Source organism: Streptomyces sp. NBC_00250 (genome assembly GCF_036192275.1).
Lineage (GTDB): Bacteria > Actinomycetota > Actinomycetes > Streptomycetales > Streptomycetaceae > Streptomyces.
The window spans coordinates 1,518,373-1,540,267 of sequence record NZ_CP108088.1 but is presented as its reverse complement, the minus strand read 5'-3'; the positions used below and the strand labels follow the sequence as shown (position 1 = coordinate 1,540,267).

The 21,895-nt window shown below is 72.2% G+C and carries 16 protein-coding genes; 10 read left to right on the top strand and 6 right to left on the bottom strand.

Annotation, left to right across the window (positions count from 1 at the left end):
- The first annotated feature begins 191 nt into the window (after positions 1-191).
- On the top strand, positions 192-857 hold the full coding sequence (locus OG259_RS06740) for an NAD(P)H-binding protein (RefSeq protein ID WP_328941378.1): 666 nt from the start codon (positions 192-194) through the stop codon (positions 855-857).
- Positions 858-1,036: 179 nt separating this feature from the next.
- On the opposite strand, the gene OG259_RS06735 is transcribed toward OG259_RS06740, so the two are convergent.
- The 3 genes from OG259_RS06735 to OG259_RS06725 form a co-directional block, all read right to left on the bottom strand.
- Positions 1,037-1,954, bottom strand: a complete 918-nt coding sequence (locus OG259_RS06735) for a TIGR03619 family F420-dependent LLM class oxidoreductase (RefSeq protein ID WP_328941377.1) — start codon at positions 1,952-1,954, stop codon at positions 1,037-1,039.
- Between the two features lie 197 nt (positions 1,955-2,151).
- Positions 2,152-3,699 carry a CATRA conflict system CASPASE/TPR repeat-associated protein gene (locus OG259_RS06730; RefSeq protein WP_328941376.1) on the bottom strand — a complete coding sequence of 516 codons (1,548 nt, stop codon included), beginning with the start codon at positions 3,697-3,699 and terminating at the stop codon, positions 2,152-2,154.
- 10 nt (positions 3,700-3,709) lie between these two features.
- Positions 3,710-4,045, bottom strand: a complete 336-nt coding sequence (locus OG259_RS06725; RefSeq protein ID WP_328941375.1) for a CATRA system-associated protein — start codon at positions 4,043-4,045, stop codon at positions 3,710-3,712.
- Between the two features lie 130 nt (positions 4,046-4,175).
- Here OG259_RS06725 and OG259_RS06720 point away from each other — a divergent pair, with 130 nt between their 5' ends.
- From OG259_RS06720 to OG259_RS06700, 5 genes are all read left to right on the top strand, one after another.
- Positions 4,176-6,461: a CHAT domain-containing protein gene (locus OG259_RS06720; RefSeq protein WP_328941374.1), complete on the top strand. Its 2,286-nt coding sequence runs from the start codon at positions 4,176-4,178 to the stop codon at positions 6,459-6,461.
- A gap of 10 nt (positions 6,462-6,471) precedes the next feature.
- A complete protein-coding gene (locus OG259_RS06715) occupies positions 6,472-9,711 on the top strand; it encodes a hypothetical protein (protein ID WP_328941373.1) in 3,240 nt (1,079 codons plus the stop codon).
- Positions 9,712-9,839: 128 nt separating this feature from the next.
- Positions 9,840-10,664: a class I SAM-dependent methyltransferase gene (locus OG259_RS06710; protein ID WP_328941372.1), complete on the top strand. Its 825-nt coding sequence runs from the start codon at positions 9,840-9,842 to the stop codon at positions 10,662-10,664.
- A 198-nt stretch (positions 10,665-10,862) separates the two neighbouring features.
- The gene (locus tag OG259_RS06705) at positions 10,863-11,978 is read left to right on the top strand and encodes a peptidoglycan-binding domain-containing protein (protein WP_328941371.1); all 1,116 of its coding nucleotides are present in this window, start codon (positions 10,863-10,865) and stop codon (positions 11,976-11,978) included.
- A gap of 207 nt (positions 11,979-12,185) precedes the next feature.
- Positions 12,186-13,244: a phosphotransferase gene (locus OG259_RS06700; RefSeq protein ID WP_328941370.1), complete on the top strand. Its 1,059-nt coding sequence runs from the start codon at positions 12,186-12,188 to the stop codon at positions 13,242-13,244.
- Positions 13,245-13,301: 57 nt separating this feature from the next.
- Here the strand turns inward: OG259_RS06700 and OG259_RS06695 are convergent, their stop codons facing one another.
- The gene (locus OG259_RS06695; protein WP_328941369.1) at positions 13,302-14,492 is read right to left on the bottom strand and encodes a hypothetical protein; all 1,191 of its coding nucleotides are present in this window, start codon (positions 14,490-14,492) and stop codon (positions 13,302-13,304) included.
- A 377-nt stretch (positions 14,493-14,869) separates the two neighbouring features.
- Here OG259_RS06695 and OG259_RS06690 point away from each other — a divergent pair, with 377 nt between their 5' ends.
- Entirely contained in the window at positions 14,870-16,060 is a 1,191-nt protein-coding gene (locus OG259_RS06690; protein ID WP_328941368.1) for an NAD(P)/FAD-dependent oxidoreductase, read from the top strand.
- A 10-nt stretch (positions 16,061-16,070) separates the two neighbouring features.
- Entirely contained in the window at positions 16,071-17,009 is a 939-nt protein-coding gene (sigJ, locus tag OG259_RS06685) for an RNA polymerase sigma factor SigJ (RefSeq protein WP_328941367.1), read from the top strand.
- 89 nt (positions 17,010-17,098) lie between these two features.
- Here the strand turns inward: sigJ and OG259_RS06680 are convergent, their stop codons facing one another.
- Both OG259_RS06680 and OG259_RS06675 read right to left on the bottom strand, forming a co-directional pair.
- Positions 17,099-17,809 carry a response regulator transcription factor gene (locus OG259_RS06680; RefSeq protein ID WP_328941366.1) on the bottom strand — a complete coding sequence of 237 codons (711 nt, stop codon included), beginning with the start codon at positions 17,807-17,809 and terminating at the stop codon, positions 17,099-17,101.
- A complete protein-coding gene (locus tag OG259_RS06675; protein WP_328941365.1) occupies positions 17,806-18,681 on the bottom strand; it encodes a sensor histidine kinase in 876 nt (291 codons plus the stop codon). Before OG259_RS06675 ends, OG259_RS06680 begins: the two co-directional genes overlap by 4 nt.
- Before the next feature lie 138 nt (positions 18,682-18,819).
- Between OG259_RS06675 and OG259_RS06670 the strand changes: the two genes are divergently transcribed.
- On the top strand, positions 18,820-19,530 hold the full coding sequence (locus OG259_RS06670; RefSeq protein WP_328941364.1) for an ABC transporter ATP-binding protein: 711 nt from the start codon (positions 18,820-18,822) through the stop codon (positions 19,528-19,530).
- Positions 19,527-21,836: an FtsX-like permease family protein gene (locus OG259_RS06665; RefSeq protein ID WP_328941363.1), complete on the top strand. Its 2,310-nt coding sequence runs from the start codon at positions 19,527-19,529 to the stop codon at positions 21,834-21,836. Before OG259_RS06670 ends, OG259_RS06665 begins: the two co-directional genes overlap by 4 nt.
- Positions 21,837-21,895 lie beyond the last annotated feature (59 nt).

The following is a 21,895-nucleotide window of genomic DNA, read 5'->3' as shown; positions in this document are numbered from 1 at the left end:
GGGCCATGCGTCAACAGCGCGCAGGAGCCCCGCCTGTCCAGCGGACCTGTCCGTCCCCCGACCGGCGTGGCCGCTCGCCCGGCCGACCGTGATGCCGTCTACTCGTCGTGGACCGACATCCCTACGGTGGCGCCCGCGGTCACTGCCGCACCGCACCACCCCCGTACGAACCACCCAAGAGAGGGCACGCGGTGAAGGTGATCCTGTTCGGGGCGTCCGGCATGGTCGGCCAAGGCGTGCTGCGCGCCTGCCTGGAGGACCCCGAAGTGACCGAGGTCCTCGCCGTCGTCCGCCGCCCGCTCGGTCGCACCGCCCCCGAACTCCGCGAGGTGCTGCACTCCGACTTCGCCGACCTCACCCCGATCGCGGGCGAACTGGCCGGGGCCGACGCGTGTTTCTACTGCCTGGGTGTCTCCGCGGCCGGGCGCGACGCCGTCGAGTACGAGACGATCACGTACACCTACACGCTGGCGGCCGCGCGCGTGGTCGCCGCCGGCAACCCCGGCCTGACCTTCGTCTACGTCTCCGGAGAAGGCACCGACAGCACCGAGCGGGGCCGCTCGGCCTGGGCCCGGGTGAAGGGCCGCACGGAGAACGCCCTCCTGGCCATGGACATGCACGCCTACGCCTTCCGGCCGGGATGGATCCAGCCCCTCCACGGCGAGACCTCGGGCACACGCTGGTACCGCGTGATGTACCGCCTCACCTCATGGCTCTACCCGGTCATCCGCCGCGTGGTCCCCCGCTTCGTGACCAGTACCGAACAGGTGGGCCGCGCCATGCTCGCCACCACGCGCCTGTGCGGCGCCGGGCCCCACATCCTTCGGACCACCGAGATCAACCGGCTCGGCGCCTGACTGGCCGAGGAACGGGGAACACCGTGAGCATCCACGGACCCATCGACCGGGCGGGGGCCGTCGACCGGCTCGCCCGCGCGAACTGATCGACGCCGCCACCCACTTCGACGGCCGGAGCACCGTCACCCCGGACGGCGACCTCGCGACCGGCGTCACCCACGGCCGGCCCTGAACCGCTGCTATCCCTTGCTCAGTCGGTCGTGAAAACGGTGGGCCAGGTCCGTCAGCTCTTCCGCGTTCCGCGCGGTCTGCTGGAGGTCGATCAGGACCTCGTCGGCCCCGGCCGCATGGGCGGCGAGCAGGTAGTCCGAAACCTGCGACACCGTTCCCCGACGCGGAACGGTCTCGCTCGGAGCCGCTTCGGCCGTCACCACGGGGTTCACCCGGACGACGGTGCGCAGGGCCTCGGGGTCACGCCCGTTGGCCTCCGCGATCTTCCTGATCTGGCCTACGATGTGGGCCAGTTGTGGCACCGGCAGGGCTGCTCCGGCCCAGCCGTCCGCGCGCCGGCCGATGCGTTCCAGGGTGGCCGGGGTGAAACCGCCCAGGAGCACCGGCGGGCGGGGGCGCTGTACGGGGAACGTCTCGATGTGCGCGCTCGGCATCTTCCACAGCGCCCCCTCGTACTCGGCCGACGTGCCGGACCAGACGTGGTCCAGGACGTCCAGGATCTCCTCCAGCCGTGCCCCTCGCCCCTGCCAGGGAACACCGATGGCCTCGTACTCGTCGGACGACCAGCCGAGCCCGAAACCGATGTCGAGCCGGCCCTGGCTGAGGATGTCGACGGACGTCAGCGAACGGGCCAGCAGGAGCGGCGAGTAGAAGGGCGCGTTCAGCGTGCTGGTCCCGAGACGCAGCCGTCGGGTGGCGTGCGCCAGGAAGGACAGGGTGACGATGGGGTCGAGGAAGGTGCGGTACGCCTCCGGTAGCGGACCGCCGCCGGGATACGTGTCACGGGGTTCGGTCGGGACGAGGGCGCGGTCGCCCACCCACAGGCTGTCGAAGCCGATCGCTTCGACCGTGGCGGCGAACTCCGAGATCACGGCGGGGTCCGTGAACGATCCGTACTGGGGGGCTCCCAGGCCGATCTTGACCATGTCTGTCACCTGTTCGAGAGAATGCGGTGGTCCGTTCTCGGACCACCGTGGCGTACACAGCTCGACATGTGATCAACAACGGGTGAATGCGCTGCTCAGTGCCTTGCCGTAGGCGGTCGGTCGCCAGACGGCCCGACGCTCGGCGCGCTCCTGGAGCTCTGGGCCGACGTCCAGCCCGGCGTCGCGGCCCGGCGGCGTCAGGTGCCTCCGCCGCGGTCGCCACGCCCGGTGCCCGCCGCTGCCGCGGCCAGGGCGACGGCTGCCCCGACCGCTCCCCACAGCCACGTCCACCCCGGCCCCAACGCGCCGCCTCCCAGCGCGGACGCCACGACCCAGGCGACGGTTCCTCCGAGCGCTCCTGCCCCGAGTCTCAGCATGGCGAGTGTCCATCGCCGCTCAGGCACGACGACACGCAGCACCACCAGGGAGGCCACCAGAGCCAGGGCGCCCAGGGCCGCCACCACGGCGGGTTTCACCGAACCGGGAAGCGGAACGGTGTACTGGAGGGACTGCACGGCTGCCAGGCTCATCAGAATGGCACCGATGGCGCCCGTCAGCCCGAGATTGACCGTCTCCTGCCGTCGCTGCACATCGCGTTGAACCAACTGGTCCGCAAGGGCTCCGACTTGGGTGCACCGGCGCAGCGCCGCCTCCAGATACGTGGCATCGTCGTCGAGGCGCTGGATGAACCACTCGGACAGCGCCCGATCGTCCGCGAACAGTCCGCCGAGTTCAGGATCGCCGCTGAGCCCCGTGAGGTTGGCCGCGGCGATCTCCACGGTGCGGGACATCTCCCGGCTGCGGGTCGAGCGGTCGACCAGACCGCGTTCGCGAGCCTGGAGATCGACCAGGGCCCGCGACGCATCGAGCAACTCCGAGTGGCGGCCGGTCCGACGCCGAGAGGCGCCCGTCTTCTCCAGCACGTCGCCGACGACCCTGTCCGTAGCGGCGCGCAGTCGGCCGATGCCCTCGGCCGAGGCCCACACGCGCAGTTGGTACCGGAGCTTGGCCGCGTGCAGCAGGTACTTCCCCAAGGGGGGCAGCGCGCGTGTACGCGTGGTCCAGACCCAGGCGGTCAACTCGGGGTCGCGATCGTGCGCGGCGACGACGAGCAGGCGGCGCTCATCGCGAGCATCCTGGGACGTCGAGGTCTCCCACACGGCGAACCCCTGGGGAACCACGACGCCCGCGTACGGCCAACCCGCCGACGCGTTGTCAGCGGTCGGCGCATGGGCGCGCACGTACGAGGTCAGCGGGCCCTCCGGCGCCACCGAGGGCGCAGCCGAGACCCCGTTCGGAGGACGAGGATCCGGCTCGGACAGTCGAGCCAGATACAGCCGGGCCGATCCGATTACGCCTGCCTCGTGCCGCTGTGTGCTCCGAGCCGTCCGCACGACCCGTGACCACTGCGCGTCCAGTTCCGCCCAGCCCAGACCGTCGGCGGCGTCGGGCGCCAGCATGACCGACAGGCACAGGACATCGTGCTCCCGCCGGAGCGCGGCCTGCCACACCCCCGGTCCCGGTCGTCTCCTCGCCGCGAGCAGCCCCTGTGTGCCCCGGACGTCCGCGCTCCCGGCCGCTCCCGGCAGGCACGCGTCCCAGCCGCCCCCCGGTTCCACCTCCGTACCGGTGCCCTCCACCGGTACGGCCATCCCGAGCACCTCGCCGCAGGTGTCCCACAGATTCCGGACGAAGGCGAGAGCGTCGTGCCGGTCGTCCCCTGTGGTGACGACGAAGAGATGCACCCCCAGCGCCTCAGCTCGGAGCATCCGGACCTGCGGCGTCGGCGCCCGATGCGGCGCGGGAGCCCGGGTTGTCGCCGTCCAGGGCATGGACCAGCTCGTCGAGTCGTTCGCGATACTGCTCCGGCAGCGGCAGCATGGCGCTGTCCTCCAGCCCGGAGATGCGCTGAGGGCCTGCCAGCTCGACATCCCCCAGGGCCTCCTGGAAGGCAACGAGGTCTCCCGCTGCGAGCGCATCCCGCATGGCCCTCAGGCCGTGTCCGACCACTTCCCAGTTCCTGGCACGGAGCTGCCAGACTTCGACATCCGCCAAGACCTCGGCGGCCATCTGCCGCAGCTCGTCCTCCATGTACGCAGAACCTAGCGGCGCGGCGGAACGGATGCCGGTCCATTCGGGAAATCAATCAAGAGCCGATGACAGTAAGGTAGATGACCATCCGTCATGTTCCGTGGGTCCGCGACCTTGCTGCGAGGCACCTGTGGCCAGTGTTTCCTCTCGACAGTCCCCCGAGCAGCAGGAGGAGGAGCGTCGCGAACGAGCCCGGCTCCGCCTCCTCCAGCAGCAGGTCCGCGAGCGGGCGAGCCGCCGTCTGCGCGGCGACGCTCGTGCCGGGAGCGACACCCGTCCGGACATGGACCGCCTGACCGCGGCGGTCGCACGCGCGAAGCCCGGCACTCGACGCCGAGCGGCCGCCGTGACGGCCCTGTCCGCAGAACTGCTCCTCCGCTTCCGCCGGAGCCCGGAGAAGGACGTCGCCGACCTCGTGACGGCGATCCGGCTGCTGAGCGAAGGGGCGGGCGGTCGGACGGGAGGGGCCGCGGCCGGCCGTCGACACGCCGTGGACGACGCCCGCGTGGAACGGATCGTGGGATCGGGCAGCGCGGCGGATGCCGCGCGGGTGGCGTTGCTCGTCGAATGTTGCGAGGAGTGGGAGGCCTTCGAGCGGGTCGCACCCCCGGGCGGGTGGGGGACGGACATGGGGCAGGTGCCGGACCTCGACGTGCTGCGGCGGCGACTGGCCGGAATGGCGGGGGCGCCGGCCCGTCAGCGGGTTCGCATGCTGCACGCCTGCGGCCGTGTCCGCGCGGCCTCGGACGGGCCCGGGGCCGGCTACGAGGACATGGTCGCCGCCGTCGCCCTGCTGCCCCGGACGACCGGATGGGGCGCGCCCCCGGGCGGCCCGGGGTCGGCGACCGAGCAGGTCGCGCTCAAGGCCGCCGTCACGGCGGACGCGGCGGCCTGCGCCATCGCCGCCGGGCGCCCGGTCGAGGCGATCGAGCTGCTGGAGACCGGCCGCGGGGTGGTGTGGGACCAGCTGCTGCACGCCACGATCCGGGCAGAGTTACGGGCCGTGAACCGCCGCCTCGCCCGACGCATGGACCGGGCCTGCCGTGATCTCGAACGGCCCGGCCGGTCCGGCGAGGCACCCGACCGCTACGCGGAGCGCGACGTCGCGGCAGAGCGGAATGCCCGCCCCGACACACCCTCCGCGGAGGTCGCACGACGGTGGGGGCTGGTCCTCCGGCTCACGGAGAAGGGCGCCGCGCGGCGCGAACGGCGCTGGGCGCGGGCGGCCGGACGCGCGCAGGGACTGTTGCCCGACGCCACCTTCCAGACGGTGAGCTACCTCTCCGACATCCGGCCCGCCGCCGCCGAAGGGCCCGTGGTGGCGGTGATCCTCAGCCGGTTCGGCTGTCACGCCCTGCTCGTGACGGCGGAGGAAGACGCCCCGCGGGTCGTCCCGCTGCCTGCCCTGACCCTGCGGGCAGCACAACGCAACGCCCGCGGCTATCTCACCGCGTTGAACGAACTGACCGGGGCGGAGCGGGAGGCGCGCGTCCAGGCGACACTGCACTGGCTGTGGGAGACCGTCGTCGCACCCGTCTTCACGGCGCTGGCCCCGCCCGGACGCACCGGGGAGAGCGGGGGCGGCGAGCTCCCGCGCCTGTGGTGGTGTCCCTCCGGGCCGCTCGCGGTGCTCCCGCTGCACGCCGCCGCACCGAGGCCGGTCGCGGGTGGTGTACGCGGAGGGGCCGGGGAGCGGGTCGTGTCCTCGTACACCCCGACCCTGCGCAGCCTGATCTCGGCCCGCAAGGCTCGGGACCTGCGCCGGAACAGCGGCAGTGGCGACCAGGGCGGGAACAGGGGCGACCGGGATCGGCTGCTCCTGGTGTCGGCAGGCGGCCGCGCCGGCCACCAGGCCCTCCCGGCGACGGCCCGCTTCCGCGACTTCCTCACCGGCCTTCTTCCGGAGGACGTGCTGACCACGCTGCACGGGGCGCAGGCCACCACCGGGAACGTGAAACGCGCGCTGGGACGACACGGCCGGGTCCACTTCGACTGCCACGGCCGGCAGGACCCCGTGTCGCCGGAGCGTACCGGCCTGGTGCTGCACGACCAGGACCTGACCATCGCCGATCTCGCCGAAGTCCGGGCGAGGCGCCCCGAGTTCGCCTTCCTCGCCGCGTGCTCCACCGCGGCACCGGACCGCATGGACCTCGACGAGATGATCTCCGTGACCTCCGTCCTGCACTACCGCGGCTATCAGTCCGTCATCGGCACGATGTCGCCCGTCCTCGACACCAGTACCGAGCGCGTGGCCAAGGCGGTCTACGGCCGGCTCACCGAGTCCCGCCCCGACGCGCGGCCGGATTCGCCGCCGGTCTCTGCCGCGACCCTCCTGCACGACGCCGTGAGCCGGGAACGGCTGCGGCGTCCCCGGCACCCGAGCGCATGGGTGCCGTTCATCCATGTGGGCGTCTAGCGTGGCCCCCGTGCCCGAGCGGGCCCTCCCCGTTCTCGTCGCCGTCACCGGCGGCGGGCTGACCCGTGCCGACCTGTCGGCCCTCACCGGTCTCCCGCCGGACGAGCTGGACGCGGCGATCGCCGCCGCCTCCAGCACCGGCCTCGGCCGGGCCACGAGCCGCTGGACCGGCGGGACCGTTCACGTCATCGCCGACGCCGGGCAGCGGCACCGGGTCACGGACGAGGCCGGCGAGCGCGTCACGGCGGACTGCGCCGCTGCCCTGCACGCGTGGGCGGAGTCGTACCGGGTGGCCGGCTGGCCCGACGGCACACCGGAATACCTGCTGGACGGCTACTTCCGCCTTCTGGAGTCGACCGGCGACGTACACCGCATGACGGCCTGCGGTACCGACCGGGCGCGGCACGCGCGGCTGCGCGCGCTGACCGGCGGCGATGTCGCCGCGGCGCACGAGGTCGCGGCCTGCCAGGCCGCCCTCGCAGCGCAGGACGCCCCCGACCTGCCGACTGCCGCCGTCCTGGCGCTGCTACGCGATGAACTGACCGGCCGCGGCGACCGGCTGCCCACCAGCCTGCCCGCGACGCTCACTGCTGCCGGCGACTCGGTACGGGCCGACCAGCTCGCCCGCTCCTTCGCCGCTCCGGCTCGCAGGGCTGCCGCTTTCACCGGCCTGGCTCTCGCGCTCCTGGACGAGGGCCGACTCGCTCCGGCACGGCATGCCATCGACGAACTCGTCACCACCGTCGCCGAGTTGGGCGTGTCGGACGAGAAGCTGACGGGGGACGCTGTGCTGCGGCTCGCGGCCGCCGGCCAGTGGACATCCGCCGAGCGCGTCGCCCGGGCGGCCCCCTCACGGACGGCCAGGCTGGCCGCGCTGCGCGCCCTGGTGGGCGCCCAGATCGCCGCAGGCCATCTCGACCAGGCCGAACACCTCGCCCTGACCCTCACCTCCGACGACGGCGGCACCGACGGCTACCGCGGCGACGACACCGGCGGCGCCGACCGTACGGCGCTGATACCCGTGATCGCCGCGCTCGCTGCCGACGGCCAGGGCGCTCGGGCCGAGTCCCTGGCCCGTGCCTTCCCCGACCCTGTCTCGGTTCGGGAACACGGGGGCGTCCTTGCCCTGCCCCAGCTTGTTCTGGCACTCGCTGCGACCGGGCAGGACGAGCAGTTCCACCGGCTCGTTCGCGCCGTGCCCGACGAGCGGAGCCGTAACTGGCTGCTCACGACCGCCACGATGGCCGCGGCCCACGACGTCGACCAGGCGGAGGAGGTGGCACGTTCCGTAGCCGACGATCTCGGCAGGGCCGACGCCCTGAAAGGTGTCGTCGTCCGGCTCTTGGTGGCAGGCGACACGGAACGGGCCCTCTCCGTCGCGCGGGAGATTCCCGTCGGGCCCCTTGTCCGCGCGCTGCGGGAGAAGATGGGCCAGTCGGATACGGAACTCTTGCTGGATGCGCTCGGCCGCCACGTACGGCCGGGAGTCGTGCGGGCGCTCGTGGAGCAAGGACAACCGGACCTCGCCGAATCCTTCGTGAGCCGGATCACGAGCGACGACGAGCGCCGGACGGCCTCCTGCGAACTGGCTGTGGCCCTCGCCACGACGGGCAACACGGCCCGAGCCGAGGCCCTGTACGCGGAGCACCGCAGCCTCAGGTTCGACGGCCCGGAAGTGCTCAAGGCGGTGGCCCTCGCCCACCTGGAGACGGGGGCCCTCGACAAGGCCCTACGGACGGCGCACACGGCCGGCACGCCGCATCTGGCGAGGCAGCTTCTGCGTGACATCGCGGTGTGGCTGGTCGAGAACGGAATGACCGCAGAAGCGGAACGACTCGCGGCGAGCCCGGATGATGGCTTCGACGGCACCGTGGCCGGTGCCGCGGGTGGGGCCGTCGGGGCACTCGACACCAGGCCCAGGTACCTGCCTGATCACCCCGAGATGCTGGCCACGATCGCCGCCGCGGCCGCCGCCGAAGGAGATGCCGCCACCGCCCGTCGACTCGCGCGGCGTGCGGCGGAGTTGCCACAAACAGCGCCAGGGCTCCCCCCGCTGCGGCTGCTCCTGCTCGCTGAGGCACTGGTGGAAGGGGAGGAGGACGCCTTCGCTTGCCGACTCGCGGAGCGTGCGATCGCCTTGGTCGGAACCTCCAATGATGGTCTGCTCAGTCGCGCCGCGGTCCTCCTGGCCCGCGCCGGGGCCCTCTCCCGGGCCGAAACGCTGGCCCGATCCTTCTCGTTCTGGTCACACCGGGAACCCGCCCTGGAAGCCGCGGCGTCGGCGTACGCGGACGCGGACGACGTCGCCCGGGCACAGTCCGTCGTGGACGCCATGGAGAGCGGGCGTGAACATCAAGTCCGGGCGATGGCCGCCGTCGCGACAGCATTGACGCGCACCGGCGACCGCGACCGGGCCCGAAGGGTCGCCGCGGAGGCCCTGGGGATCGCTCGGGAGCTGTTCTACGGGCAAGGGTCGGCGCTCCTCGCCGTCATCGGTGCCCTGCTCGGCCTCGGGGACGTCACCGAGGCCGAGCAGACGGTCGGCGCGGTCCGCGACTACCACGAACGTGAAGCGGCGCGGAAGACGGTGGCCGCGGCACGCACGGAGCCGGCCGCCCAGGACACCCCTCGGCCGGCGTGGCAGCCCGAGGCTCCGGGTGAGGTACCCGCAGCCCTCGCGGAGGTGGCCCGCTGGTTGAAGGAGGTCGGCGACGAGGCGGGCGCCGCCCGGCTGCTCGCCGACGCCGCCGAGCACGCGCGGAACGCGGACACGTCTCGAGACGCGAGGGACGCAGAGGCCGGACCCCCCGCCTGGGTGTGCAGACTGCTTGCCCGCGCCCTGTGCGGCATCGGCAGGCACTGGGACTTCGTCCTCCCGAGCCTTGCCGCCCTCGACCGGACCGTCCCCGTCGCGGTCGCCGAGGCTCTGGGGCTCGACCGCCCCGCTTCGCTCGCCGACCGGCGACCCGGGCGTTCCTACGCCGGTCTCACGGCGGACCAGCTCGTCGTTCGCGTCGTGCTGTGCCGTCGGGCGAGCCGCACCGAGGATCCGGAGCTGCTCGTCGTCCTCGACGAACTGCGCCGGGACTACGGCCATCACGCCTGCCCCTTCGCTGCATCCCTGGAGCGCCTCGCCTACGGAACGCATGGCCCCGCTCTGTTCCAGGAGGGAATGCAGCCCGACGAGGCGGAGATCGTCGGCAGGATTCTGGAACAGCTCTCGGGCGACCCGGGGCAGCAGGCGCCGTGAACCCTCCAAGACCCCCGAGTGGCGCGCAGGGTGCTGAGCACCTCGCTTCACTCCCGTCCGGCCCGGCAGGGTGAGGCGCCCGTGCGTCGGCTCGGTGGTGCCGTCGTCCGCCTCCTCGGCGCTGCAGGATGGCCACGGGACGACGGGTTCCGGAGAGGTGTGAGCCGATGTGGGTGGCTGGTGAGGCGTACGAGCCGTACGTAGGCCGGTGGAGTCGTCCGGTGGCACACCGGTTCGTTCGCTGGACGGGTGCGGCGCCCGGGGGGAGCTGGCGCGATGTCGGGTGCGGCACGGGTGCGGTGACGCAGGCCGTGCTCGACGTGGCCGAACCGGTGACGGTCGTCGGCGTCGACCCGTCGGCCGGCTACGTGGCGTACGCGCGGAAGAGCGTCACCGACCAGCGGGCGGGGTTCGTCCTGGCCGACGCGGTGAACCTGCCTTTCGCCGACTCCACGGCGTCGGTCGCCGTGAGCGGGCTCGTGCTCAACTTCGTACCGGACGCACCACGGGCGGCCGCCGAGATGGTTCGTGTGGTCCGGCCCGGCGGGCTGGTGGGGGCGTACGTCTGGGACTTCGAGGAGGGAGGCATGGAGGCCATCCGTGCCTTCTGGGACGCCGCGTCCGCCCTGGACCCGGACGCGGCGGCCCTGGACGAGGCCGTCAGGTTTCCCCTGTGCGGCCGGGCGCCGCTGGGTGAGCTGCTGGTCGGGGCGGGGCTTGAGGACGTCGACGTGGACGAGATCACGGTGCCGACCCGGTTCTCGGGTTTCGACGACTACTGGCAGCCGTTCCTGGGAGGGCAGGGGCCGGCGCCCGCCTATGTGGCCTCCCTGTCGGAGGACCACCGCGCCGGGCTGCGTGAGCGGTTGCGCTCGGCACTGCCCCGGGCGGCGGACGGCTCGATCGCCCTGCGTGCGCGGGCCTGGGCCGCGCGGGGCACGCGCGGAACGTGAGCGGGTCGCCCGGGGACAGCGGTCCGGCCCGGCGGCGGGTCGGCCCCGTGCCCTGATGGGGTGGCGGTACCCGCGACCACGCCCGCCCGCCCGTCGCCGAGTACGCCCTGCCCCGTCGGCCCGTTCGAGCTGCGCCGTGACCCTCCCGGAGAGACGATGGAATCGGGGAACGGCCGATACCCGGAAGGGGACTCCGCCATGGCGCTGCTGAAATCCGCGCGGTTTCGCGGCGATCCGGTCCTGGAGCAGATACGTGCCGGAACGACGTCCTCCTACCTCAAGTACGGTCAGTCCGGGAGTCACATCGGAGCTGTCCAGTACGGGCTCATCGATCTGGGCTACTCCATTCCGAGCGGCGCGACCGGGTTCTTCGGGAACGAGACGTCGGCGGCCGTGGTCCAGTTCAAGCAGGACCAGGTGCCGCCCCTGACACCCACCGACCCGGTCGTCGGCATCGGCACGATGACCGCGCTGGACACGGCGTGGGCCATGCCGTGCGCCGACCGCGACGAGTGGCTGTCCTGGCAGACCCGGCGCATACCGGCGTTCGACTTCAATCGCAGCCGTGAACTGGCCAGGCTGCCGATCACCTCGTACACCTTCAACCCCGAGTCCGCGGTCATCCCGGTCCAGTTCCGGACCGCGATGACGGTCGGCCTGGAAGCCCTGCTCGACCCGGCCGGATCACCCGACGGACCGTTCACTCCGCCGGCCACCTGGGGAGCGAGCCCGCTCGACCTCGAACACTGCCACATCGTGGTGGACGTCCCCTCGCCCTCGGCGGACTGGCTCGACACGCGGAACAAGTACATCGCCCTCCGGACGCGGTCCACCGCGCTGATGAACCAGGCCGACCACTCCGGCCACACCAGGTTCGGCCCCGACTGGACCGTGGTCTACAAGCAACTTCTGACGGCCCCGGGCGTCGGAGCCACCCAGGGCTACCTCGATCAGTACGCCGAATTCCTCAACGAGGTGCTGAGCACCAGCGCGACGACGTCGGAGTCCGTACGGCTCCTCTGGCACACCTTCGAGTCGGACAACTGGCGCCCCGTCGGAATGGCCGACAACGATCCGCGCCGGGCCTGGTGGAACCAGGTCGTGCCGGCCCCGTCCGGAGTGACGCGTCCCCCCTTCGGGAGTGACGAGGGAGCAGTGGCGGCGCACACCTTCCTCCTGGGCGACCTGCAGTTCGTCGTCGACGAGTTCGCCGTGATCACGGCTCTCGCCCCGACGTACATCGAGGCGGCGGCGCTGGTGGGCCTGGAGGAGAAACACATCTTCGCCGCCATGCAGGGATTGCCGTACCCCTAGGTTCCGTCGTCGAACGCCCCGCCCGCGTCAGGAGTGAGGCCCGGGTGGCAACTGCTTCGCGGGACCCGGCGACCTCCAGGTCCTCTCTGGTGGGTCTGGTCGGCCTGCTCGGTCTGGTCGGCCTGCTCGGGGATCGGATGAGCGACGCCGTCTCTCGCGTCCACCTCGCTGTCTCCGCGTGCGCAAGCTGCGGTTACGCTCGTCGGCATGCCGAACCGTGTTCCGTTCAATGAGGCGCTGCTCTCCGCCGTGGGCACCCCCGAGCAGGCCGAACTCCTCGACAGCAGCCCGCGGTCACGGGTGTGGCGGGTGCGGCTGGCCGACCAGCGGCTGGTGATCGTCAAGCAGATCACCGACGACGGAGACACGGGCGCCGATTCGGACACGCGCTTCGCGCGGGAGGTCGCCGGGCTGCGACTGGCGGGGCGCGCCTCCGGACGCACCGTGGCCCCCGCGCTGCTCGCCACGGACCCCTCCTCGCGGGTGATGGTCCTCGAGCACCTGGACGACCTCGGCAAGACGGACGACTGGATGCCGGGGTACGCCGAGTCCCTCGCCCGGCTGCACGCCCTGACCGGGCCCGCCGACGTGGGCGCACTACCGGCCTGGTCGGGGCCCACGGCCGCCGACGCGGAGTCCTTCCTCGCCCTTGCCAGGGCGCTCGACGTGCCCGTACCGTCCACGGTTCCCCATGAACTCGCCGGTCTCCTGGAGCGGTTGGACCCCACCCCGCACCATGCGCTGCTGCACGGCGACCCCTGCCCCGGCAATGATCTGCGCACCGCCGACGGCGTCCGCTTCGTCGACTTCGAGCGGGCCTCGCTCGGCAACGGCCTGATCGAACTCGCCTACTTCCGCATCGGCTTCCCCACCTGCTGGTGTGCCATGTCGGTCACCGCGGCCCCGCTCACGGAGGTCGAGGACGTCTACCGGACCACCTGGCGCGGCCTCACCGGGAAGGACGTGCCGGGTGACCTCGCCGACGCGTGCGCAGGCTGGCTGATCCAGGGCGACGCGCTCGTCGAGCGGGCCCACCGGGGGACGGTCGACCAGCTCGCCCGGGTGCCCGCCGAGGACTTCGAGTGGGGCTACGTCTCCGCCCGTGAGCGGCTCGTCCACCGCCTGGGCGTCGTCGCCGACATGACCCGTGACCACGATCACCTGCACGCCGTCGGCCGCCTCAGCTCGGCCCTGGCCGACCGCCTGCTCGTACGCTCGCCGAACCTGCGCCCGCTGCCCACGCAGGACACCCGCCCCTGGTTCTAGGACGTGCCGAACCGGACGGCCGTGCAGTCGGCCCGACACGCCCACGGGCGTCGGCCGTCAGCGCCTGGGGTAGACGCTGAGGATGGCATGGGTGGCCGGTTTCGCCCCCGGGTCCTTCTCGTTGACGGGTGTGGCGTCGTACAGCGCCACGTCACCGGTCACCCGGGTCGGGAGCGTCACGTCGCCGTCGAGCTTCGTCGGCTTGCCGGTAGCGAGATCAAGAGCGACGAGGCCCGCCGATCCGGCCGTCGTCACAGCGCCGTACGCCGTACCGGAGTTGTCGACACCGCGGAACTGCACACCCGCGCGGGACTTCGTCTCGCCGAAGCAGTAGCCCTTTCCGGCCTGGAGGTCGAAGGCCACGTCCCCGTTGACCAGGTAGCGGCCGTTGTCACTGAGGATCGTCTCGTCCCCGCTGGTGAGGACGTCGGTCAGGCCGTCGCACTTGACGCTGATCGTCGGCTTTCCGGTGCGCTCGTCGTGCAACGCCCACACGTAGTTCATCGCCAGGCCGGAGATGTCGTAGTCCTGGTTCTTGGACGGCCATCGGGCCACGAGGTGGCCACCGCGGACTCCGTAGGCCACCCCCTTGTCCAGACCGCTCTCGGAAGCCGCACCCGAAGGCACCACCTGCTGCCCGGCCCAGGCGTCGGCGACGTCGAACTCGGGCTGGGTGAAGCTCTTCACCCTGACCACGAATTCGGGAGTGTTCCTGCCCCGGGAGGGCGTGGTCGTGCCGGTGGTGGCGTCCACGACCGCCATTCCGTCGGAGGTCGGCACAGTCACGGTGCCGTCGGTGTCGTGGGGGAAGACGCCGCCCTCCGCCCCGGGGACCGTGACCTGGTGCGACGGGGCTACGCCGGTCCCGGAGGAGTCCGCGGGAAACACGGCGAGACGAGCGGCGGGCTTCCCCTGGTTCAGCGCGTCCTTGCCCTCTCGGACCGGGACCGCCAGCACGACGAAGTCCTTGCCGCCCTTGCTGGTGACCCCCAGATCCGCGTCCTCGGCCCGGAACTCGTCGGGCCCCCCGCTCGTCTTCCAGGGGGCGCTCGACCAGCGGACGGCGCCGGTGGCCGCGTCCCGTGCCTCCACGCCGAGCGCCTTGGCGTCCGGATACGTCTTGAGGAGCAGCACCAGTTTCGCGTGCGGCGCGACGGCCGGCCGGTCCAGCCGCTCCGCCTGCATGACGGCCCACCCCTTGGCGCCGTCGAACGCGGGCGGGACCTGCCGCGCCTGCGCCTGAGGCACCGCGGGCTTCTGCGGGGAGGAACTCTTCGGCGGCGGCCCGGGCGTCTCGGACTTCCCCGAATCCCCGTCCGTCGAACCGCAGCCTCCCACGGCCAGTACGGTCACGGCTGCAAGTGCGCCTGTCAGTAACTTCTTCACGTTCGGCCCCACCTCGATCGACCCTGCATGTCCAGGGAAACTATCCTTGATCGCATCACCACATGAGGCCCGGTTGCAGGTACCGACTGCGCGGCTGTGCGCGGAGTGGCTGCGAGGGGGAGCCGCGGCCCCGCTCCGCCGCTCGTCCCGGTTCGGTGACCCGCGTCACAGCAGGCTCCTGTCAGCAATCAGGGCGCCATCTCGTTCAAGGGGCACGCGAACGAGACAGGAGCCAAGCCATGAAGCACCGCATCGTCGTCCTCGGCGCCGGATACGCCGGGGCCTTCGCCGCCGGAAACCTGGCCCGTCGGCTTTCTCCCGCCGACGTCGAGATCACCGTCGTCAACGCCGTGCCCGACTTCGTCGAGCGGATGCGGCTCCACCAGCTCGCGATCGGCCAGGACCTCGCGGTCCGCAAGCTCGCCGACGTGTTCGCCGGCACCGGGGTGCGGTTGCGCCTGGCGCGCGTCACCGGTGTCGACCCCGAGCGCGGAACCGTCGCGGTGACCGGCGAGGACGGCGACGGCGAACTCGCGTACGACACGCTCCTCTACACGCTCGGCAGCACCGTCGCCCACCATGGCGTCCCCGGCGTGGCCGAGCACGCCTTCGATGTGACCGGCCGGTCCTCGGCACTACGACTGCGCGAGCGCATGAACACCCTGGGCGCGGGCGGCACCGTGCTGGTCGTCGGTGAGGGGCTCACCGGCATCGAGACCGCCACCGAGTTCGCGGAGTCGCGGCCCGACCTCTCCGTCGCGCTCGCCGCCCGCGGCGAGCTGGGCGCCTGGCTCTCCCCGAAGGCCCGCCGCCACCTGCGCCGGGCCTTCGACCGGCTCGGCGTCACCGTCCACGAGCACACCGGCATCGAAGCCGTCGAGCCGACCCGGGCGATCGCCGCCGACGGTACGTCCATCCCGGCCGACGTCACGGTGTGGTCGGCCGGGTTCGCCGTGCACCCCATCGCGGCCGTCGGCGGTCTGGAGGTCGCCGAGACGGGGCAGATCGTCGTCGACCGCACCATGCGCTCGGTCTCGCACCCGGATGTCTACGCCGCCGGTGACTGCGCCTACGCGATCGGCGAGAACGGCCGGCCGCTGCCGATGTCCTGCGCCTCGGCCGGCTTCACCAACATGCAGGCGACCGCCACGATCATCGCTCGCCTGACGGGCGGCGAGATCCCGACCGTCGGACTGAAGTACCACGGCAACCACATCAGCCTCGGGCGGCGGGACGCGATCTTCCAGATGGTGGACGGGGACGTCCGGTCGAAGTCCTGGTACCTGGGCGGCCGGACCGCCGCGCGACTCAAGTCGGGCGTGCTCCTGGGGGCCGGGTGGGGCATCGCCCACCCGACCTTCGGCCTGCCGAAGCGCAGGCGCCGGGTGGCCACCGCGCCTGAGCAGGTCGGAGTGCGGGTCGCCGCCTAGGCTGTTGCGCATGGACAACGCAGCCGTCGAACGGTTCGAGGCCGGCCGGGGCCGGCTGGCCTCCCTCGCGTACCGTCTGCTCGGCTCGGCCGCCGATGCCGAGGACGCCGTGCAGGACACGTTCCTGCGCTGGCAGGCCGCCGACCGCGAACGGGTCGAGGTGCCGGAAGCCTGGCTGACCAAGGTCGTCACCAACCTCTGCCTCGACCGGCTCCGCTCGGCGCAGGCGCGCCACGAGCGTGCGGCCGGTGCCTGGCTGCCCGAACCGCTCCTCGAGGGCGACCCGATGCTCGGCCCGGCCGACACCTTCGTACAGCGCGAATCGGTGTCCCTGGCCGTATTGATCCTCCTGGAGCGCCTTTCACCGGTCGAGCGGGCCGCCTACGTCCTGCGTGAGGCCTTCTCGTATCCCCACGCCGAGATCGCCGGGATCCTCGACATCACCGAATCCGCGAGCCAGCAACATGTCCACCGGGCCCGACGCCGGGTCACCGCGGAGCGCCGCGGCGGCGACGAGGTGGACCCCGCGTCCGCGCGCCGGATCGTCGAGGAGTTCCTCGCCGCCGCCACGTCGGGCCGCACCGAACGACTGGTGGCGCTGCTCACCGACGACGTGACGGCGGTTTCGGACGGCGCCGGACTGGCCAGGCGATTGCTCCGGTACAAGACGCGCGAGCGCGTCGCCTCCTACGTGCGCGCCGGCTTCAGGCCCACGCCGGCGAAGCGGCGGCTGGCCGGCGGGTCCCCGGCGTTTCATGTCGCGCTGGTCAACGGCTCCCCGGCCGTCCTCGCCGTGGTCGACGACCGGGTCGTGGGCACCGTGGCGTTCGAAGTCGGCGACGGCAAGGTGGCGGCCCTGTACGGCATCGCCGCCGCGGACCGCCTCGTGCGTCTCGGCGAGGCGTGGCGGCAGCACGAACCCGACGCGCCGGTCATTGCCTCATGGTGACCGCCGCAACCGCGACCCGGTGACCTGAGGGGGAGCGAGGGCGGCACCGTGCCCTCGCCCCTCGCCCCTCGCCGGGCAGCGGCGCGCTCCTATCGGCGGGGATCGTCGTCGGCGGCGGACTCTCCCGGTGAGACGAGTCCTGTCTCGTACGCGAGGACGACGGCCTGCGCCCTGTCGCGGAGGGTGAGTTTGCCGAAGATCCGGGCCACATGGGTCTTCACCGTCGCCTCGCTGAGGGTCAGTTGCCGTGCCAGTTCGGCATTGGACAGCCCTCGGCCCATGAGTGTCAGCACTTCGCGTTCGCGCGGCGTCAGCGCGGCCAGGTCCCTGTGGACGGCCGGCGTCGCGGGGCCCGAACCGGTGCCGCCGGCGAAGCGCTCCACCAGGCGGCGGGTGATCGAGGGCGAAAGCAGGGCATCGCCGGTGTCGACCAGGCGTACGGCGGCGGCCAGATGTGCGGAGGTGACGTCCTTGAGCAGGAAGCCGCTGGCTCCGGCGGCGAGGGCGGCGTAGACGTACGAGTCGAGGTCGAAGGTGGTCAGCATGATCACCCGGCAGTCCGGCGCCTGTGCGAGTACGTGGCGGGCGGCCTCCAGACCGTCCATGACCGGCATCCGGATGTCCATGAGCACGACGTCGGGCCGCAGCCTCCGTACGGCGGCCACGGCCTCGACCCCGTCGCCGGCCTCACCCACCACGTCGATACCGCGGGCGGTCAGAATCAGGCGGAAGCCGGTGCGGACCAGCTCTTGGTCGTCGGCGATCACGACGCGAGGGGCGGGCTCGGTACCCGTCGTCATGGCCGGTCCAACGGGATCCGGGCGCGGACGCGGTAGCCGCCGCCGAGGCGGCGGCGGGCGTCCAGGTCACCGCCGTAGACGCCGACCCGCTCCCGCAGACCGAGCAACCCGCGTCCCGTTCCGTTCGCTCGGCCCGTCCCGTCGGTTCGGCCCGTTACGTTCGCTCGGCCCGGGACCGGCCCACCTCGCGAGGGCCGGCCGGCCGACAGGACGCTCGGTCCGCTGTTCAGCACCTCGACTCGCAGGTAGTGGTCCGCATACCGCACGGTCACCTCGGCTTTCGCTCCGTCCCCGTGTTTGAGGGCATTGGTCAGGGCCTCCTGAATGATCCGATAGGCGGTGACATCGATCCCGGTCGGCAGGGGGCGCGGCTCACCGGAGACGCGTACCTCCACGGGCAGGCCGGCGAAGGAGATGCGGTCGATCAGCGGGCCGAGTCGGCTCAGGCTCGGCTGCGGTGACAGGTCCATACCGTAGGGCTTGTCATCGCCGTCCTGTGCTGGTGCGAGCAGGCCGAGCAGGTGTCGTAGCTCGGTCATCGTGTTCCGCCCGGCATCCTCGACGGCGCTCATCGCCGCCGCGGCCTCGTCCGGCATCGTGGCCAGCACCTCGCGGGCGGCCCCGGCCTGGACCACCATGAGGCTCACGTTGTGGCTGACGATGTCGTGGAGCTCGGCCGCGATCCTGGCCCGCTCGGCGTCGACCGCGATCTGTGCCGCACTCTCCCGCTCCCGCTCAAGCAGCCAGCCGCGCTCCTCGACGGCCGCCCGGTGCAGCCGCCGGGCCCGGACCACCGCCACGAACAGGTACCCGGCGGCGCCCACTGCTGCCGCCAGGGCGATGACCAGCCAGATCGTCCCGGATCCCCACACCGGATCATCCTCTCAGCCGCACGGCCCTCTCCTCGTCAGTCCCCGGATGCAGCTCCGTACATCCCAGGGATGACCTGCCCGGACGGATACATGCGGGGGGTGACGCCCCGTCCGCGACACCCCGCCTAGGTTCGAGCCATGACAACTGATCAAGGAAACGCCCGGCACGTGGTGGTGCGGCTGGAAGACGTGCACAAGGAGTACGGCGACGCGAAGGCCCTGGACGGCCTGTCGCTGGAGATCAGGGCGGGGGACGCGGTCGCCGTGATGGGCCCCTCGGGCTGCGGCAAGTCCACCCTGCTCAACATGGTGGCCGGCCTGGACCGGCCGACCTCGGGCACGGTCGAGGTGCAGGGTCATGACCTCGGACAACTGAACGAGACCGGATTGGCGCTGTTCCGGCGGCGGAACGTCGGCATGATCTTCCAGTTCTTCAACCTCATCGACGATCTGCCCGTCCTCGACAACGTGGCGCTGGTCGCGCAGCTGACCGGCACCCCGGCCCGGCAGGCGCGCCGCCGTGCCTTGGAGCTCCTCGACGAACTCGGCGTCGCCGAACGCCGGAACAACTATCCGGCGACGCTCAGCGGCGGCGAGCGGCAACGGGTCGCCGTGGCCCGGTCCCTGATGAACCGTCCCGCGCTGCTGCTGGCCGACGAACCGACCGGGGCTCTCGACAGCCGCTCGGGGGAGCAGGTGATGGACCTGCTGATCGATCTCAACCAGATCGGACAGACCCTGTTGATCGTCACCCACGACCCGCAGCTGGCCACTCGCTGCGCCAGCCGGCTGATCCGGGTCGCCGACGGCCGGGTGGCCGGCGAAAGCGCACTGGAGGCGAGGGTATGAGCGCCGTCTGGAGAGCGTCACGCGGGGCCGTGAAGCGCCGTCGGCTCCAGACCTTCGTCATCGGACTCGTCGTCCTCTGCTCCACCACGACCGTCCTGCTGGCGCTGGGGCTCCTGGCCGCCGCCTCGGGTCCCTTCGACAAGGCGTACGCCGAACAGCGCGGAGCCCATACGGTGGCGACCTTCGACACCACGAAGGTCTCGCCGGAGCAGCTGGCCCGGACCGCCCGGCAGCCAGGGGTGGAGGCCGCGGCCGGGCCTTTCGGGCAGGCCGTCGTCGACATCCCCGAGCGCTGGCTCTGGACGGCGGGCGGCAGCCTCACCGTGGTGGGCCGAGCCGATCCGGCCGGACCTGTGGACCGGGTCGAGCTACTGGAAGGCCACTGGGCCACCGCGCCCGGCGAGATCGTCGTCAACTGGTCCGTCGAGGGCTCCCCGGGCCCGGAGTTGCTGGGCACCAAGCTGGAGAACCCCGGAGGACCGACGCTGACCGTCGTCGGGTTCGCCGCGAGCATGAGCAAGTCGGCGAGTGCCTGGGTGTCACCCGAGCAGATGGCCGCGCTGCATCCGTCCTCCGCCCAGATGCTCTACCGCTTCACGGAGTCCTCCACGGACGCCCAGCTGGCCGCCGGGCTGGCCGGGGTCACCGCGGGACTGCCCGAGGAGTCGCTCACCGGCGCACAGTCCCACCTGGCCCTCAAGCAGGCCTTCTCCGCGCTCGTCGACTCCTATCTCCCGTTCATGACGCTCTTCGGCGTCCTCGGCCTGCTGGTCTCCGTCCTGATCGTCGGAAACGTGGTCAGCGGGGCGGTCGTGTCCGGGTACCGGCACATCGGGGTGCTCAAGGCCCTGGGCTTCACACCGAACCAGGTCGTCGCCGTCTACCTGACCATGCTCTCCGTTCCGGCCGTCGCGGGCTGCCTCCTGGGCACCCTGCTCGGGAACGTGCTGGCCGCTCCGATCCTGAAGGTCGCGTTCACCGGCATCGATGTGGGCCGAGCCTCCGTCGGCGACATCGACCCATGGGTCTCCGTCGTCTGTCTCCTGGGCATGCCCGCCCTCGTCCTGCTGGCCGCGCTGGTCCCCGCGCTGCGCGCCCACCGGCTCCCCGCGGCTCAGGCGATCAGCGCGGGCAGCGCGCCGCGCACCGGGCGCGGGCTGCGCGTCCAGCGGATCCTCGGCGCCACCCGGCTGCCGCGCCCGGTCAGTCTGGGTCTGGGCCAGCCGTTCGCCCGCCCCGGCCGCACCCTGCTGACCATGGCCGCCATCGTTCTCGGGGTCACCACCGTGACACTGTCGACCGGACTGACCAGCACCATGCTGGCGTTCGGCAACGTCGGGCGGGAGGACGGCGGCGCCAGGATCCAGGTGGCGGCGGGGGAGCCGGGCGATGCCCGGACGATTCCCCGGCTCAGCGACCGGCAGATCGACGAACGGCTCCGCTCCCTTCCGGGCGCGGCGGGGGTACGGGCCCGCGCACTGACCCAGGCGAACATGACCGGGCAGAACCAGCCGGTCTTCGCCGATTTCTACCGCGGGGACGATTTCCCGTACACCCATACGATCGTCAAGGGCCGGGCGCCGACGGCGGCGGGCGAGATCGTGGCCGGACCGTCGTTCCTGACCCAGCGAGGACTGAAGGTCGGTGACCGGGTCGGTCTGGAACTGGGCGGCAGGCGGATCTCCGCGATCGTCGTGGGTCAGCTCATCGAAGGCAACGCCCGGGCCCTGGAGGCCACCTGGCAGACCCTCGCCCAGCTCGCACCGCACACGCGCGCCGGCGAGTACACGGTACGGCTCGCGCCCGGCACCGACGCGCGTGCGTACGCCGAGGCGGTCGAGGCGCTCGACCCGGGCCTGCGCGCGTCGGTGGCGGACTCGGAGAGCACCGGCACGACCACCGTCGTCACCTTCTCGACGGTGTTCACGGTGCTGCTGACCCTCGTCGCCTCGCTCGGCGTCTTCAACACCGTCCTGCTGAACACCCGCGAGCGGCGCCGGGACCTGGGCATGCTCAAGTCGATCGGAATGACCCCCCGTCAGGTGGTGGTGATGACAGTGACCTCCGTCGCCGCGTTGGGCGCGGCCGGTGGGCTGCTCGGCATTCCGCTGGGGGTCGTGGCGCACCGCCTCGTCGTGGACAACGTCGGAGTGGTCTCCTTCCCGGCCCATATGAAGGACGTGTGGCACGCGCCGCAGTTGGCCGCGATGCTCTTGGCGGGTGTGGCGATCGCAGTCCTCGGCGCCCTGGTCCCGGCCCGGTCGGCGGCGAGGACGACCATCGCCTCGGTGCTGCACACCGAGTGATCACCCGTCGGCGCCTGTCTCCTGGCGCCTGTCTCCGGGATCCGGCACACGACACCCCA